This window comes from Bacillus sp. FSL K6-2861 (genome assembly GCF_038630725.1).
Classification (GTDB): Bacteria; Bacillota; Bacilli; order Bacillales; family Bacillaceae; genus Bacillus; species Bacillus velezensis.
Genome location: NZ_CP152037.1, coordinates 1,478,059 through 1,496,221 on the forward strand (window position 1 = coordinate 1,478,059; position 18,163 = coordinate 1,496,221).

Genomic DNA, 18,163 nt, shown 5'->3' on the forward strand with positions numbered 1-18,163 from the left:
AAAGGAATGAGACAGGTGGCCAGTAATCAAAACTATCAGTTCACATTAACAATTAAACATACGGACTATATTGTCAGGGATCACCGGGTGCATGGCACCCGGATTATACCCGGTGTCACATTTTTAGATATGATATACCGTATGGCGCTGAGCAAAGGTTTGCCTATTGAAGAACTCGAATGTCAGAATATTTTGTATTTGGAACCTGTAGCAACATCGGATACCTTTGACAGAGAAATCCGCATCCGTTTTCAGGGATTGGAACAGGGATGGGAAATTCAGGCGAAGAGCAGAAAGGTAAAAGATGACCGCATCCTGGATGAAAGCTGGGATGAGAATATGACCTGCAGGCTCATGCAGAAATTCCCGGAAAGCATGAGTTCAATTCATATCGATGAAATCAAACATGCCTCCGTCCGTGAAGCCGATATGGAGATATGTTATGACTATTTAAAAAAGGTTGATATAGAGCATTTTGAATTTATGAAGAGTCTGGGGAAGGTTTATGCGTCTGATCATTCTGTACTTGCAGAGTTGTCGCTCAGCCAAATTGCCAATCAATATACCGGCTATTTTCAATTGCATCCCACTTTTCTTGATGCGTCTACCATCATATCGATCCTTTATCAGGCATGTCCCGAATATTTTACACAAGGATCTCCGGCAAGCCGGATGAAAACGTATATTCCCATTCATATTGAATCTTTCCGTATGACGAAGCGCCTGGAAGACAGGTGTTATGTGTACATAGAGAAGCAAGACCAAAATCATGATTCAGGGGATGTCATCCAAGTAAGCTACGGTTTGTACGATGCATACGGGGAGATGATCGCTTATTTTACGCGGCTGTCTGTGAAACATATTCGCTCAAAAGATTTAATTGAAAACCTGAAGCAGACTCGTTTGGAAACTGAAGCGGCTTCTCAGCCAAAAGACAGCCTGATCAGAAAAGATTCAATCATAAATCAAAGCGAAAGCATCGAGACACACCTTAAAGAATTAATATCCGGGGTTTCAAATATAGATCTGCGTGACATAAGGACAGACATTGGTTTTTATGAACAGGGCCTGGATTCAGCTTCTTTGCTTGCCATTGTCAAAGAACTTGAAAACAAAACAGGGGAACAGCTGTATCCTACACTCCTGTTTGAGCAGAAAACGATCCGGGAACTCGCCGCGTATATTAAAGAAAATCAAAGAATGTCCAGTTATTTCTTAACGCGAAATCAACCGGCTGAAAAGCCTGACATGAAAGAAAGTATGAACGAAAATCTTTCCGCTCTTATAACAGAAGGAGACATTCAGCAGCTGATCGCAGATATCAAAGGGACTGCCCCTGAAACACTCTCTGTTGTAAAAGGTTTTTATGAACAAGGCCTCGATTCCGTAACACTTATGCAAGCCGTAAAGGCATTGGAAGAGAAAACAGGCAGGGAACTGTACCCTACTTTATTGTTTGAGTATCCGACGATTCAAAAACTTGCAAACTATTTTGCAGAGAGCGGCGAAAAAACTTCCGTTGAAAAAGACCTCCCTCTTCATCATGGAGAGAATCATACGGCTCTGACCTATTTAACGCCGCATTGGAGACAAAAGGCTGCCGCTTGGGACCCGAATTGCGGAAATAAAAAGAAAAGAACATGCCTGCTGTTTCAATATGACAGAGAGCTTTTTCATTTTATGCGGGAAAATGCTGAAAATGGATTCGAAAATACACAGATCATTCTCGTTTTATCAGGGAATCGTTTCTCCTATCACGGAGACGGTGTTTATGAGATAGATCACAGGGAGGAAGCTCACTTTGACAGGCTTGCAGCTGATCTGAAAAAAAGGGGGCAAATGCCCGACACCGTGGTTTACGGGTGGCCGGAAGGGTCATTTGCCGGCCCGGAAAAAATAAGTGAACAGCTTTCTAAAGGGGCTTACCCGCTATTCTTTTTCAGCCGGGCATTGATGCGCAGCAAGGCGGAAAAAAAGATTGTATCGCTTTTCCTTTATCCGGCGGACCATAAAAATGATCAGCCGCTTTACGCTTCAGTCCATGGCGCAGGGCAGTCTATTTTGCTTGAGAACCCGAAACTGGCCCTTAAGACAATCGGGATATCAGTTTCAGACAAGTCATCGTTGCCGGATCTCACAGCTGAAATCATCAGATGCGAATCAACTGAAGCGCATCCGGGAGAAACCGATCTTTATTATGAAGGAAATGTGCGCTGGGTCCGTGCCTTACGGGAAGCAGAACCGGCTCAAAACTCAGGTTTCTCCTTTAAAGAAAACGGAGTATACCTGATTACAGGAGGGGCCGGCGGCTTAGGCCTTATATTTGCAGAACATATCGCAGCCCAAACGAAAGCCAATATTATTTTAGCGGGCCGTTCTGAACTTACGGAAGACAAAAAGAACAAAATCAGCCGAATGAAAGCAGGCGGTTCTTCGGTTCAATATATAAGAGGTGATTTTTCAGATAGCCGCGATGCAGAGCGAATCATAAAAACCATTAAAAGGCAATTCGGAGAAATCAACGGTGTGATACACAGTGCCGGTGTGACGCACGACACTTTATTGATTCAAAAATCAAAAGATGAAATTCAGGAAGTGATCGCTCCGAAAATAAATGGGACGGTCTTATTGGACAGCTTGCTGCAAACCGAACCTTTGGACTTCTTTGTGATGTTTTCATCAAGCAGCTCGATGTACGGGAATATCGGACAGACGGATTACGCATTGGCCAACCGGTTCATCGATCTTTTCGCTGAGTGGCGTGAAGGAATGAGGCGGAAAAAAGAACGCTCCGGCGTCTCAGTAGCCATCGGCTGGCCGCTATGGGAAGACGGCGGCATGAAAGTGGATAAACAAACTGAAAAATGGATGAAACAAAAAATCGGTATGGTTCCTCTTAGTAAAACCAATGGGATCAAAGCTTTTCAAGATTCACTCTCTCTGAACGCATCACAGCTGATCGTGTTTGAAGGTGACAAAGAAAAATTGGAATCTGCACTTCAAGATACCTTCATAGAGGATGAAAGCCGTGAGATCCAAATAAATGAAACAGCTGATACAAGGCATGAGGACATTGCCATTATCGGATTAAGCGGAAAGTATCCGATGGCTGAAAACCTACCTGAATTTTGGGAAAATTTAAAGAGCGGAAAAGATTGTATTACAGAAATCCCGCCTGACCGCTGGAATATGGATGATTTCTTCAGCGAAGACAGAGATATGAAAGGGAAGTCTTACAGCAAGTGGGGAGGTTTTATCAGCGGAGCCGATCAATTTGATCCGCTTTTCTTTCATATTTCCCCAAGGGAAGCAGAACTTATGGATCCCCAGGAAAGGCTCTTTTTAGAAACGGCCAAAAATTGTTTTGAAGACTCAGGGTACCCGAGAAACATGCTGGAAAAGATGAAAGTCGGTGTATTTGTCGGTGCAATGTGGGGCCAATATCAACTATTTGAAGGAGAAGAAAATGGAGTGGCTTTCTCGCCGGCATCCGTCTATTCTTCAATTGCCAATCGGGTGTCTTATTATTTTCATTTAAAAGGTCCGAGTTTGGCTCTGGATACAATGTGCTCTTCATCACTGACCTCTATTCATTACGCATGCCAAAGCATACATTGCGGAGAGAGCGATATGGCATTAGCCGGCGGAGTGAATTTGTCAATACATCCGAATAAATATAAGTTCCTCAGCATGGGACAGTTTCTATCAAGTGACGGCAGATGCCGGAGTTTTGGAAAAGACGGAAGCGGTTATGTTCCCGGTGAGGGAGTCGGAGCCGTATTGTTAAAACCATTGAAAAAAGCAATAGAAGATCAAGATCAAATATATGGTGTGATTAAGGGAAGCGCCGTTAATCACGGAGGAAAGACGAGCGGGTATTCCATACCGAATCCGGATGCGCAGGCGGAGGTCATTTCAGAAGCGCTTCGTAAAGCTGACATTGATCCGAATACCGTCAATTATATTGAAGCGCATGGAACGGGTACGTCATTAGGCGATCCGATTGAAATTCAAGGACTGAAAGATTCCTATCAATTGAACCATCCTTGCGCCATCGGTTCGGTGAAATCAAATATCGGACATTTAGAATCTGCGGCAGGAATCGCTGCGGTAACGAAAGTGCTTCTCCAAATGAAGAATAAGCAGCTTGTTCCTTCTCTGCATTCCGATATTGTTAATCCGTTTATAGATTTTGATCAGGTTCCTTTTCAAGTGCAGCGGAAAGCGGCTGAATGGAATATTCCGCAAAACAGCAATGCTGTTCATCCTTTGAGAGCCGGGGTAAGCGCTTTTGGGGCAGGAGGGACAAACGCGCATCTTATATTGGAAGCGTATGAGCCGCCAAAAGCTTTTGATCATCAAAGCGGCCGAGTGATCTTTGTTTTATCGGCTCAAGACAAGCAACGGCTGATAAAATATGCGAAGGTTATGGCTGATTTTCTATCAGAAAATGAATCGAAGGATAACAATCATAAACTGCGTCTTCAGGATATTGCCTATACACTTCAGACGGGACGCGATCATATGGAAGAACGGCTGGCGATAGTGGCAGATTCCGGGCGGGTCATTGCTGAAGAGCTTTCAGCTTATACCAGGGGTGAAAAAAGCAGCTTAAGCTATACCGGTAATACATTCGAATCAGAAGTTCACAATGAAATGTCTCACGTTTGTTCAGATTACGCCGAAGCAGCATCCAAATGGGTAAATGGAAGAAAGATAGATTGGGAGACTTTTGAGGTGAATCGGAATGCTCGCAGGATTTCTATTCCGGGACAACCGCTGATCAAACAGCGGTATTGGATAGCGGAAAAAGGGGAAGCACTTGTTTCAGCGGATATGAGTAAGCCGGGTCACCCTTTCTTGGGGAGTAACACGTCCGATTTTAATCAGTTTAGTTTCACGAAAAAAATCACCCGTAATCATCCGTTCGCACTAAGTCTGTCTGAAGGAAACGTGTCCTTTTTCCCTTATGCATCTTTGGCTGAAATGGCTATCGTCAATGCAGCGGCGGCATTTGGACAACCAGTTCAAACATTGACTGATTTATTGTGGACCGAAAGCATGAACGGAATAACTGATATACGGGAACTGATGATTACGCTGACGCCTGAGCGCGACTTTGCGCGGTTTGACATATATGCAAACACAAAAAATGAGAATAAAGTACGTCTTGCCAGGGGAAATGCGCATATTGTTAAGCCTGAAAGCGGTATGCTTCCTGAAGCGCTTGATATTGCTGAAGTCAAATCAGAAATGACTGAACATCCTGCTGAATCGCCTTTTGTCATTGAATCAGCGAAAAACAGTGACGGAATGCTGTCGTTTCATTCATTGCCGGATGAGCTTTATGCAAAAAGAGAGAATTTTACGATCTCTCCTGAAGCGCTTGAGTCCGCAATTCAAGCCAGTGCGTTTTTTGTCAGCGGAGAAACCTTCCCGGAATTGATCGGAATGGGAGCGGCGGATGTCTATCAGCCTCTCGCTCAAAGTTTTTATGTCTATACTCAAAAAGAGAACCGGCAGAACAGCCGTGATGTAACGTGTCATATGACATTTACAGATGGAAACGGAAGCATTCTGGCGGAGTGCAGAGATGTGAGATTCAGATATGGTCATGAAAAAGACACTGTTCAGACGGACGATGAACTCATTCGTCTCCTGCGTAAATTGGAAACCAATGATATTGATCAGAAGGCTGTATTGAAACAATTAATGGGGGAAGAATGATGAACGGAAAACGTGAACAAATCAGCGATATTCTTGATCTGATTCAAACAGGACAAATGTCGGCTGACGAAGGTTATGCCCGTGTGACATCCATTCAGAATCAAAAATCACGGGCATCGAACCATCCGCTTTTTTATTACAAGCCGGAATGGACAGAATCGTTCATTCCGAATAAGAAGAGCGTACCCTTGACGGGATTGCTCCTGATTTTTGCAGAAAATGAACGGCAAATACAAGAATTGAGCGGTTTGTTTAAGGGCTGTACTCTCTTGTTTGTCATCCGCGGAAAAGAATTTGCTGTTTTACATGATGATACGATTTGTATGAACCACGTGAAAAAACACGATTATCTAAAGCTGTTCCGATACATTCATGATCATTATCAGCTGCCCGAAAAGATTCTTCACTTGTGGTCTGATTCTCAGGCTGACATGAGTAAGGGAGGTATACAGAAACAATTGGAAAACGGATTGTTTTCTCTTCTGTATATTACACAGGCGCTGATTGAACTAAAATGGAAAAAGATAATAAAGCTGACGCATATTTTTCAAACAGAGAATAAAGAACAACTGCCGCTGCATCATGCTCTCGGCGGATTGGTAAAAACCGTTCACCAGGAACACCCCAATTTTCACTATCAGATTATCAATATCACGCAATCAGAGGGTGCGGGAGCCGCTCTTCCAGCAATAGCGGATATATATCAGAGAGAGTGTGACGAAAAACGGGATATCCATTTTGAAGTGCGCTATGAAAACGGCAGACGTTTTACGAAAAGCTATAATAAAGCCGGCTCATTCGATTTAACCCAGCCGCTGAAACATCATGGGAATTATCTGATTACAGGAGGCCTGGGCGGTCTCGGTTATATTCTGGCAAAACATCTGTCGGAAAAATGGAAAGCGAATCTCATATTGACGGGGCGCTCTGATTTAACTGAAGAGCAGGAGAAAAAGATCGAATATTTAAGAAGTTCAGGTTCAACAGTTGAATATATCCGATCTGATGTTTCAAAACAAAGTGATGCTGAACGGATGTTTGCTTTTGCAAAAGAGCAGTTCGGCACCTTACATGGAGTATTTCACAGTGCCGGCGTACTCCGTGACTCTTTTATCTTAAGAAAGACAAAAGAAGAAATTGATCAAGTCACAGGTTCGAAAGTTTATGGTACGCTGTGGCTGGCGGAAGAAATCAAAAAAATGAAAGTTGAATTACTTGTCTTGTTTTCATCCACATCCGCAGTCTTTGGCTCAGCCGGCCAATGTGACTATGCTTTCGCCAATGCCTGTTTGGATCAGTATGCAGCAGTTATGACCGCAAAAGAGTCTGCCGAAAGGATAGTGTCAGTCAATTGGCCGCTATGGACTTCCGGCGGGATGAATATTGACGATGAAGGAATATCCTACATGAAACAGGAACTCGGTCTTGACCCGTTAGATGACGGTGACGGAATACAGGCTCTGGAGAACAGCTTGTGTCAATCATCTGAACAGCTGATTGCCCTGAAAGGCCGTAAAGAAAAGATTGAGGATGTGCTGAAGCGTGCCGGCACAATCAGCTTACATTCAGACCAGCAGGAAGATGCCGATTTGCAAAACGATAAATTAAGGCAAAATATCATCAGTTATCTGAAAAATATAATGTCAGAGGAATTGAAATTACCGGTCTCACTCATAGATGAAAAACAATACCTGGAGAAATACGGCATTGATTCAGTGATGATCATGCGTCTGACCAAAAAGCTGGAGCAAAGTATTGGCAGATTGTCGAAAACATTATTTTTTGAATATCATTCAATATCGCAGTTAGCCGAATATTTCCTGAGTCATCACAGCGAACGAATGATGAAACTGCTGAAACCGGCCGGCACATCTGAACTTGTCTCATATCAAAAAAAGCAAAAAAGAAAACCAGTGGAAACAAAAGCGCCGGTACGCTCTGAAGGAGAAGGTTCAAAAGAGCACATGGCGGCCGATCCCCTTTCTGCTGATATAGCCATTATCGGTGTCAGCGGCAGGTATCCGGGCGCGGAAAACATCAGGGAGTTCCAGAATGTGCTGATGAATGGACGGGATTGCGTAAGCGAAATTCCTGATGACCGGAAGGAAATGCTGGAGGGAAGCTGCTATAAGTGGGGAGGTTTTCTGAAAAATCCAGACCGGTTTGATCCTTTATTTTTCCGGATATCACCGAAAGAAGCGGCTTTTCTTGATCCTCAGGAACGTCTCTTTTTAGAGACAGTGTACAATACCATTGAGGATGCGGGTTATAAACCTTCAGATCTGACCCGCAAAAAGGTCGGAGTATTTGCAGGCGTCACATATGGAAGCTATCAATTTTTCGGCGTTGAAGAATCACTTAAAGGAAATGAACTGGCCGTCGGGTCTCCATTTTCTGCAATAGCAAACAGAATATCATATTTCTTTAACTTTAAGGGGCCGAGTATGGCGGTTGATACAATGTGTTCATCCTCTCTTAACGCCATTCACTTAGCCTGTGAAAGTATACGAAGAGGAGAAAGCACACTTGCTGTTGCCGGCGGGGTCAATCTTACGCTTCATCCGAATAAATATACATTATTAAATCAAAGCCGCTTCTTTGCAAGTGATGGCCGATGCCGTACATTCGGCGAGGGCGGTGACGGTTATGTACCGGGAGAAGGAGTGGGATCCGTACTTTTAAAGCCGGCGGCGGAAGCGGTAAGGGATGGAGATCATATTTATGCGCTGATTAAAGCGACAGCGGTCAATCACGGAGGAAGAACAAACGGTTTTACGGTTCCTAATCCAAATGGTCAGTCTGAACTGATACAGGAAGCGCTTCAGAAAGCTTGTATTGACCCTCGTACAATTAGTTATATTGAAGCTCACGGAACGGGAACTTCTCTTGGAGACCCGATTGAGATCACCGGGTTAACAAAAGCGTTTCGGGAATTTACGGAGCACACTCAATATTGTTCCATCGGTTCTGTCAAATCAAATATCGGCCACCTTGAGGCCGCAGCGGGAATTGCCGGTTTGACAAAGGTTCTTTTGCAAATGAAACTGAAAAAACTGTTTCCTTCCATCCATGCGGAGACGTTGAATCCAAATATCGATTTTAAAGCATCTCCCTTTTATGTACAGCGGTCATTGCAAGATTGGAAGAAACCAAAACTGCAGGAAAACGGAAAAACAGTAACTGTTCCGAGAAGAGCGGGGATCAGCTCTTTCGGAGCGGGAGGAACGAACGTTCATATCATTATAGAAGAATATGAAGAAACAAACGTCTTAACAGAACATGTTGAGAACGAACCGCATATTGTCCTATTATCTGCCAAAGACAATGAACGTCTTCTTGAGTATGCCGAAAACATGAGAGATTTTATCCAACGTTCACTAAGTCCTGAAGTAAAGGATAAGCAGCCTGATACGAGAGAAAAGGTGTATGAAGTACTCAAACCGTTTGTTTCGGAATTGCTTCATATCCATCCGGAAGAAATTAATATTGCTGATCACCTGAGTGAATTTGGCGTAGGGCCTTTGGAATTAAGCCGGATGGCGGATTTTATTAACGAAATGTTTCATATTGAACTCACGATGTATGAATTAACTGATTGCCCTTCCATTCAAGCGGTTACTGAATACTTATTGAAGGAATATACCGGAGCGATAAGAAACCTGTTCCCGAATGAAGTGATGGAAGGCAGCCAATCGGAAAGCGTCGTTTTACGGGATCTGGCATACACTACACAATCGGGCAGAGAAGCGATGGAGGCCAGAGCGGCGATTACCGGTACCTCTCTTAAAGAAATGAAAGATAAATTATTTGAGTTTTGCCGCGGTGACAAGCAAGTTCCAGGCGTATATGTTCATCAGCAATCAGCAGATGCATTTGCTGAAAAAATGAAGGCGTTAACGGAAGGCACAGCAGGTGAATTGTTTGTAAAGACCATTATTGAGAACGGTGAAGCGGAAAAGCTGGCTCAATTATGGGTTTGGGGGGCGGATATCGACTGGAAATCCGTTCATCAACATTTACAGCAGCCGGGTAAACGGATCTCAATTCCGACTTATCCGTTTGCAAAAGAACGTTATTGGGTTCCGTCCAGGACTGAGAAGACAGAGATCCCTCAGCATTCTTTTCAACATCATTTGCAAAAAAAATGGAGGGAGAATCCGTTTGTAAATCCATCCGAAACAAAAGAGTACGGACTGACAGTAGCATTTGTAAATCAAGACACAGAATCAATTGCCCGCACCATTTGTTCGGATATAGATCAGGAGAATCTGATTGTCATCAAACATCACTCTTCATTTATAAAACACTCTGATCAAATGTTTGAGTGTTCTTTATTAGATGAAAACCACGCATACGCCGTTATCCGTGAGATCTTCTCGGGCGGTGAGCGGCAGGTCGAAAATATATTTGATTTCTCAGATATCGGAAACCAGAGTGAAAATCAGAACGGCATCCCATATGGTAAATTCTTATTTATACAAGAAATAATTAAGCGGAGTAAAAAGGAAACACCATTATCCATTTTACAAATCACCAATGGCTTGCAGGTATTTAAAGCGGAAAAACCAAAGCTGACGGGGGCAGAATCAGCGGCTTTTCTGAAAGCCCTTTCTGCGGAATACGGCTTTGTTCATGTGAAAACAATAGATATAGACAGCATGAAAGAAACGCATGAGCTGAAACAAATCTTTAAGAATGAAAGGCAATGTACCGGAGAGAATGAAGTATGCTACCGCAGCGGCGTCAGATATGTTCCGTATTTTGAAGAAGAAAGAATCCATACCGGCGGGCCTGTTTCATTTCCTGCGGATAAAGCCATCGTGATTACCGGCGGGACAGGGGGCATTGGCAGAGCAATAGCTGAAGATTTGGTGAAACGGGGAGTGAAAAAACTCGTGCTGACGGGTACGCGTCCATTACCTTTGCGAAGTGAATGGGATCATTTGCTGAAAGAGGGCAGACAGGACGAAAAGACAGTCAGCAATATAAAACTGTTTCAAAGTTTTGAAGAGAAAGGTGTCAACTATATGTATTACAGCGGTTCTCTCACAAATGAAGAGAAGCTGCGTTCATTCTTTCACCAAGTAAGCCTTGAATTTAAAGATATAAGCGGTGTCATACACTGTGCCGGACTGCACAGCGGCGGAAATCCGGCCTTTATTCATAAAAGAATGAGTGAATTTAAGACGGTGTACGGGCCGAAAGTCACTGGACTTCAGAATTTGGAGCGGATTTTTAATAATAGGCCGCTGGATTTCTTTATTCTATTTTCATCAATTGCAGCACAGTCACCCAAACTGTCGAAAGGAATGACTGATTACGCGTCTGCAAACGCATATATGGACTATTTCGCGGCTTATCATTTTCAAAAGGGGAGAACGTATTTCACGTCCATCAATTGGCCGAGCTGGAAAGAAGTCGGAATGGGTACTGTGACGAGTCCTTTATATGATGAATTGGGACTGGACTCTCTATCCACACGGGAAGGACTGGCGATTTTGTATCATGCACTGGAGAGAAAATCGGCCAATATCATTCCTATCGTGAAAAAAGGAACAGTGTTTCATGCAGACAGTCTCCTGAACATCAATAAAACCGGCGGAGCTTCGGTTCCAGTCCGAAGACAGGAGACTCCCGACACTTTTGATCATTCAGAAGGGCTTGTCAGTGAACTTTCTGCCGTATTTGCCGAGGAATTGAGCATTCCCCTTGAAAAGCTTAACCCAAATACGGATTTTCAGGAATACGGTGTGGATTCTATACTACTTGTCAGCATTATACATCGAATAGAAGCAATGATTCAGAAAAAAATTGACCCTACTGTGCTTCTTGAACACAACACGATTCATGGTCTTGCGGAATATATCGGTAAGACGGCGCCGCCGTTGAAAAAACAAGTCGAACAGACTGATTCTCAAAGCAGCAATCAGCAAGATATGCAGTCTGTGACGAGCCGAAATACAGAACCGCAGACGGCTTCCTCTGCAAAGATAGCTGTTATCGGAATCGGATGTAAGTTCCCTGGAGCGGCTGATAAAGAGGAATTTTGGGACAATCTGAGAAAAGGGAAGAATCATATTAAAGAAGTACCTGATTCCCGGTGGAATATAGAAGAAAATTACTCTCCGGTGCAGCAAAAGGGAAAAAGCATCAGCAAATGGGGAGGATTTATCAATGGAATCGGCAGCTTCGATCCGGAGTATTTCCGCATGGAAGAGGAGAAAGCCATCCAAACGGACCCGCTGATAAGACATTTCTTAGAAACGAGTGTACAGACTGTACGGGATGCCGGTTATGAAGAAACGGAATTATCGGGAAAAAAAGTCGGCGTATTTGTCGGTTCCAGAATGGGCGGTTACGGTCACAAACTGCCGAAAGAAAGCAGCAGCCACATCGTCGGGCTTAGTCAAAACTTTATTGCTTCACATGTGTCGCATTTCTTTAATTTTCACGGTCCAAGCATGGTTTCTGATACCGCTTGTTCTTCTTCATTAGTCAGCATTCATTTAGCCTGCCAAAGCTTAAAAAACGGTGATTCAGAGATGGCGCTGGCAGGAGGGGCGGATCTGCTTTTGGATGAAATTCCTTACCTGATGTTAACAGAAGGAGGAGCTCTTTCGCCGGACGGTCAGTGTTTTACTTTTGATGAAAGGGCAAACGGTTTTGTACCCGGAGAGGGTTTTGGCGCTGTTCTGTTAAAACCGCTGGAGAAAGCGAAAGCTGACGGAGATCGGATATACGGTATCATTGAAGCATCAGCTATTAATAACGACGGTGCGACAATGGGAATTACGACTCCGAATCCTAAGCTTCAAGAGCAGGTTATTCAAGATGCATTTGAAAAAGCTGATATCACTCCCGGATCAGTCAGCTACATCGAAACTCACGGCACAGGCACGATGATTGGAGATCCGATTGAGCTTCAGGCTCTGACAAAAGTATTCCGAAGAGACACAAACAAAACGCAATTTTGCGGAGTAGGAAGTGTAAAAACCAATATCGGACACTTATTAAGCGCTGCCGGAGCGGCAAGTTTCATTAAAGTGATTTTATCAATATGGCATAAGGAAATTCCGCCTACATTGAATTGTGAAACGCCAAATCCCCGCTTTGAATTTGAAAAGTCGCCTTTTTATCCGAATACAGAGCTGAGAAGCTGGAAGGATGGAAAACGGAGGGCGGGCATCAGCGCTTTCGGTTTTGGCGGAACAAACGCCCACCTTTTGGTAAGCGGCCTGGATGATTCATATCATTCCGTCAGAACTCCGCTGCCGCCTGCTGAGTTTGTCAGAAAAGAGTACTGGCCGGATTCAATTCGGAAAAAACAAATCAAACAGAATAAAAAACGGCTTCTTGAAATTATTGATGAAACAGAGTAGCACCTGCTCTGTTTCTTTACTTTGTAAAAGAAGAAAGGTTGTCGAGTTGCATGAGGTTCAGCGTATTAGTCAAACATGACGATTATATTGTTTCAGACCATGTCCTTCATCAAGTGCGTACGATACCCGGCGTAACGTATCTGGATTTAATAACACGATTTTTAGCTGAGAAAGGGATATCCCCCCGAAGTTTTGAAATCAAACATGTTTTATTCCGTGAACCTGTTGCGACGTCAGTCCATTTTGATAAAAAAGTCACCTTCCAGTTTACGGAACAAGAAAACGGCTGGCTTGTTGAAACAACAAGCAGGAAATGGGTCGCTGAAAAGGCGGAAGGTGAAGCGTCAGTCAACTTGCAGGCGGAAATCATAAGAAAAAATGCGATAAACGAAAAGACAATTTCAATCGAAGAATTAAAGAAAGGGGCCGTCCGGATTTCGGATGCTGAAGCCGCCTATCGTAATTTGCGCAGGGGCGGCCTGATTCATAAAGATTTTATGAAATTGGAAGGTACGGTATATGAAGGTGAAAATTATATTCTGGGAGAGGTTAGTTTAAGCGTACTTTCAAAAGAATATACAGATGACTTTTACATGCATCCCGCATTTTTGGATGGGTCTCTCAGCTTGTTGGGAATCCTTACATCAGACTTGCCGGATGAAGGAACAAATGCGTTTATCCCTATATATATTGAGACATTCCGGGCACTGCATAAAACAACTGGGTCTTGTTTTGTGTATATTAATAAAACCAGTATAACGCAGCCGCCTTCTAAAGACATTTTATATGCGGACATAGAAGTATACAGGCCTGATGGGGTGCTTGCTTTTTATTATGAGCGATTCGGTGTGAAAAGAGTCAGAAATGAGAAATCAATACAAAGGCTGGAGCATTCCCAAAAAGCTAAAGAGGTCGGCAGCGCAACGAACAATAAAGAAATGATCAGAAATAATTTGATCCAAGAGATAGCCGGCATGATTGAAAAACCTGCTGAAACAGTGAAGAATGATAGTTCCTTTTACGAGATGGGCTTGGATTCTAAACAATTATTAGACTTATCCAAAAAATTAGAACTGATGTTAGGTTCAAAGCTGTACCCGACTTTATTATTTGATTACTCCACAATCGGTGAATTGACGGAATATCTGCAGGAGAAATACGGAGCCGACATGACAGACTCTATCTCTGATACAGTTCAGCACCAAGACAGTCATAAAACATTAACAGATGAGCTGTCATCCATTATTGGAGAGGTTACAAACACACCGCCAAATAAAGCGGACAAACACCAATCTTTTTACGAACTGGGTCTTGACTCAAAACAGCTGCTGCATATATCGAAAATTCTCGAGGAAAGATTGGATACACAATTGTATCCGACATTGCTTTTTGATTATAACAATATTCATGATTTAGCGGCTTATTTAGAAGAAAAATATGAGGTGCGTAATACGCCGGCCGCAGTTTTTAAAGAAAAAACGCAAACGAAAGAGCCGTCTGAAAAGCCGATGCTTGAATCTTTGTATTTACAAAAAGAATGGATAGAATCGCCATTAAAGTCCGGAGAAGTACCTAAGGAAAATACACTGATTTTCGATTTCGACAGTTCATTGAGTGATGAAATCCGAAAGTACATCGGCAGTGAAAATGTTATTTATGCGGAAGCCGCCGCTGAATATGAAATGGTAAATGAAAAGCATTATAAATTTAATCCGGAGCAGTCTGCTCATTACACCAGACTGTTAGAAGATATGAAAAAGTCCGGAGCGTTTCCGGCGTCAATCATTCATTACCTGTCAAAAAAAGCTTATACTGAGGCAGCGTTAGATCTGACTCACAGCTTTTATTCAATTCTTTATTTGAGTAAAGCTTTGATCCATCAAAAAGTAAAAGAAAACATCAACATTCTGTACGTACATGACAAGGGTCAATATACAAATCCGGTTTACGCCGCGATTGGAGGCTTTTTTAAAACGCTGAATGCGGAGCAGCCGAATATAAAGTGTAAAACGGTTGAGATTTCTTCAAGACAAACCATTGAAAAAGCACCTTTGCTTCTCAATGAATTAAGTGCCGGACATCATCAGGCTGTGAAATATGACGGCGATCAAAAAAGGTGGGTGACAGCATACAAAGACGCTTCGCTGCAAACAGGACAAAAGGCCGCAAAGTTTGCAAAAAACGGGGTGTATCTCATCATCGGAGGATTAAGCGGCATCGGCTGGATTATTTCAGCGTTTCTTTATGCAAATCACGGAGCCAGCGTTATCATTGCCGGGCGATCGAAAATGACAGCAGACATGGAAGAAAAATTAGACAGCATCCGATATGACGGGGCAAGCATTTCTTATATCCAGGCTGACATGTCAGATAAGCAGCAGGTCATCAAGTTAGCGGAAAAAATTCATGCTGATTATTCCGAAATCAACGGGGTCATTTACAGTGCAGGCGTGTTAAAAGACTCTCTCATTATGAATAAAACAGACGCGGAAGCTCAAGCGGTGCTGCAATCAAAGGTCAATGGTGTGATTCATTTGGATGAAGCGCTCAGAGATATGCCTTTAGACTTTTTTGTTTTGTTTTCTTCCATCTCCTCAGAAATCGGAAGTCTGGGTCAAGCCGATTACGCCTACGCCAATCGTTTTCTGGAGCATTTTGCCGAGTGGAGGGAATGTATGAGAAAGGCGGGGGGAAGATCAGGAAAAACCATCGCTGTAAATTGGCCTTTCTGGAAAGACGGAGGCATGTCAGTTGATCCCGGCATTCAAGATATTATGAAAATGGAGTACGGACTTCACCCATTAGAAAATACTGCCGGAATCAAAGCTTTTGAACACTCGCTTCTCGGCCGAGGCCACCAGCTGATCGTGTTATACGGAGAAAAAGAAAAAATACAAAACGCTTTCAAGCCGTTATCCGCCCGTTCAGCATCGCCTCTGGTAAGAGATTCAGCGATTGCAGCCGATTTTGATGCTTCGCCAGTCGTTACGGAAGAAGCTGAGAGTCCTTTCCGAATACTCGGCACGGCTTCCAATCGTCATCTCGACGATTATTTGCATTATTGGAGCAGACTGAAGAAAGGAGCCCTTCAGCACAATCAAAGCGATGCCGCAAAAAAACTCATCGCTTTTTACCAGACAGAAGAAACGGAAACCGTTCATTTTCTGGCAAACACAGAAAATGCCCGGCATATGGAAATATTGATGAGCGGTAAGGGTGAAACAATTTTACTGATTTGCGGTTTTGCTACCACTGCTTACATGTGGAAAGAACAAATGAAGGAGTGGGCAGATCAATTTAATGTAATTGTCATACACACACCGGGTTACGGGCTGAGTGAGGGGAGTGCCGATTTTACACTGAGCGGGCTGGCTCAGACTTTTATCGAAGTGCTGAACGAGATAGGGGTTGCTTGGCCGATCCACATTGCGGCAGCTTCTTGGGGAGGCATGATAGGGCAGAGGATAGCCTATGAATACCCTGAAAAAGTAAAAACACTCATTCTTTCCGGAAGTTACACCGCATACGAAGAAGACCCTGAAAGCAGTGTCGAGGAAAAACTGAAAAATGATTTTATAGCTATAGGAAAGTCGCATGAATATGAAAGTTTATACAGTAATCAATTCTTAAATGCTTCTATTGAACGTTTTATGAAGATACATCAACAAGAAGGCTATTCTACGATCGGCTTTTTAAAAGACATTCATACAAGAACGCTTATCCTTACGGGTGAGAAGGAAAGCGTAGTTGATCAGAAAGAAACAAAAAGGCTGCAGAAACTGCTGAGCAATGCAGAATTAAAGAAAATTAAGGGAGCGGGGCATCTTCCGAACATTACACATCCTGAAGAATTCAATAAAACGGTGTCAGAATTCATCAAGAAATCAGTAAGTAAGGGATGAAAACGATACACACAGTACAGGGGGAGAAAACAATGAAACAAACAATAAGCAATCCGGCATTTGATATGAAACAAATTAACGCTCTTAACGGCCATTATCAGACGATGATAGACAATGGAGATCTGCAATGTGCGAGTTATATGATGTCAAGAGGAGGTGAGGTTTTTGCAGCTGAGTCGTTAGGGGAATTTACCGGCGGACAAAAAGAAAAGCAAACATTTCAGCTTGATACAATCAGAGAAATCGGTTCTTTGACAAAAGTGTTTACCGCTGTAGCCGTCATGCAGCTCGTCGAAAAAGGTTTGCTCGATCTGAAAATGCCGGTCAAGCTCATTTTGCCAGCGTTTGATAAACCGGGTTTCGGAGAAATTAAAATTTTGCACCTTTTGACTCATACGGCGGGATTAAGTTTTGAGCTGGATATTCAAAAGGCTGAAGGCATTGACTTAACGAATGAGGAAGAATGGATAAACTATCTGGTCAGTACGCCTTTGGAGTACGGAGTGGATGAAGCATGGAACTATTCCAGAACCGGCTTTGTTATACTTGGCATCATTATTTCAAAAGTAACAGGCGTATCCTACGAACAGTATGTAACAAAGCATATTATTGAAGCGCTCGGATTAGAAAGAACGTATTTTTATGTGCCTGATACTTTAAAAGAAGAAGTTTGTGTGATCAATGAGCATGAGTGCGTACAGCTGGAAAAAAGTCATCACCCGTATTTTCCGAATAAAGCGACAAGCGGTCTGTACTCTTCGTTGCGAGATATTTGGAAGTTAGCTGAAATGTTTAGAAATAAAGGCAGATTGAAAGATAAGAAGCTGCTTGGAAGAAAAACAGTCGAAGCGATGCTGAGAAATCAAATAAAGCCCGGTTTTCCTTTTTACTTCTTCGGAGCGCCCAGAGAGGAAGGCGGCTTTGGTTTAGGCATTAATTTGTGGCCGGCCGGTGACCATTATTTCATGACAGAAGGCACCTTCTCACATCTTGGAATGGGTTGGTGCGGCATGTTTTCTGATCCAGCCGAAGATTTTACGTATGTATTTTTCACTCCGATTTCCGAGTTTCATCCTCATGCCGTGCTGACGCCGCTGAATATCGTGTGGGCGGGTATTGAATAATTAGACAAAGGCATCGTCCCGTCTGTCCGGC

4 protein-coding genes are annotated in these 18,163 nt (G+C 43.2%); all 4 read left to right on the top strand.

Annotated features, from left to right (window positions below):
* Window positions 1-15 precede the first annotated feature (15 nt).
* Genes NYE62_RS07410 through NYE62_RS07425 form a run of 4 tightly spaced genes read left to right on the top strand, consistent with a single transcriptional unit; the run spans window position 16 to window position 18,132 of the window.
* Window positions 16-5,727 carry an SDR family NAD(P)-dependent oxidoreductase gene (locus NYE62_RS07410; RefSeq protein WP_342497337.1) on the top strand — a complete coding sequence of 1,904 codons (5,712 nt, stop codon included), beginning with the start codon at window positions 16-18 and terminating at the stop codon, window positions 5,725-5,727.
* Window positions 5,727-13,106, top strand: coding sequence for a type I polyketide synthase (locus NYE62_RS07415; RefSeq protein WP_342497338.1), 7,380 nt, complete (start codon window positions 5,727-5,729; stop codon window positions 13,104-13,106). Before NYE62_RS07410 ends, NYE62_RS07415 begins: the two co-directional genes overlap by 1 nt.
* Window positions 13,107-13,156: 50 nt before the next feature.
* Window positions 13,157-17,008, top strand: coding sequence for an alpha/beta fold hydrolase (locus NYE62_RS07420; RefSeq protein ID WP_342497339.1), 3,852 nt, complete (start codon window positions 13,157-13,159; stop codon window positions 17,006-17,008).
* 32 nt (window positions 17,009-17,040) lie between these two features.
* Entirely contained in the window at window positions 17,041-18,132 is a 1,092-nt protein-coding gene (locus tag NYE62_RS07425; RefSeq protein WP_342497340.1) for a serine hydrolase domain-containing protein, read from the top strand.
* Window positions 18,133-18,163 lie beyond the last annotated feature (31 nt).

Bases quoted from the DNA above. Each gene is read 5' to 3' on its own strand.
- NYE62_RS07415 (WP_342497338.1), top strand. From the start codon at position 5,727: ATGAACGGAAAACGTGAACAAATCAGCGATATTCTTGATCTGATTCAA.
- NYE62_RS07420 (WP_342497339.1), top strand. From the start codon at position 13,157: ATGAGGTTCAGCGTATTAGTCAAACATGACGATTATATTGTTTCAGAC.
- NYE62_RS07425 (WP_342497340.1), top strand. From the start codon at position 17,041: ATGAAACAAACAATAAGCAATCCGGCATTTGATATGAAACAAATTAAC.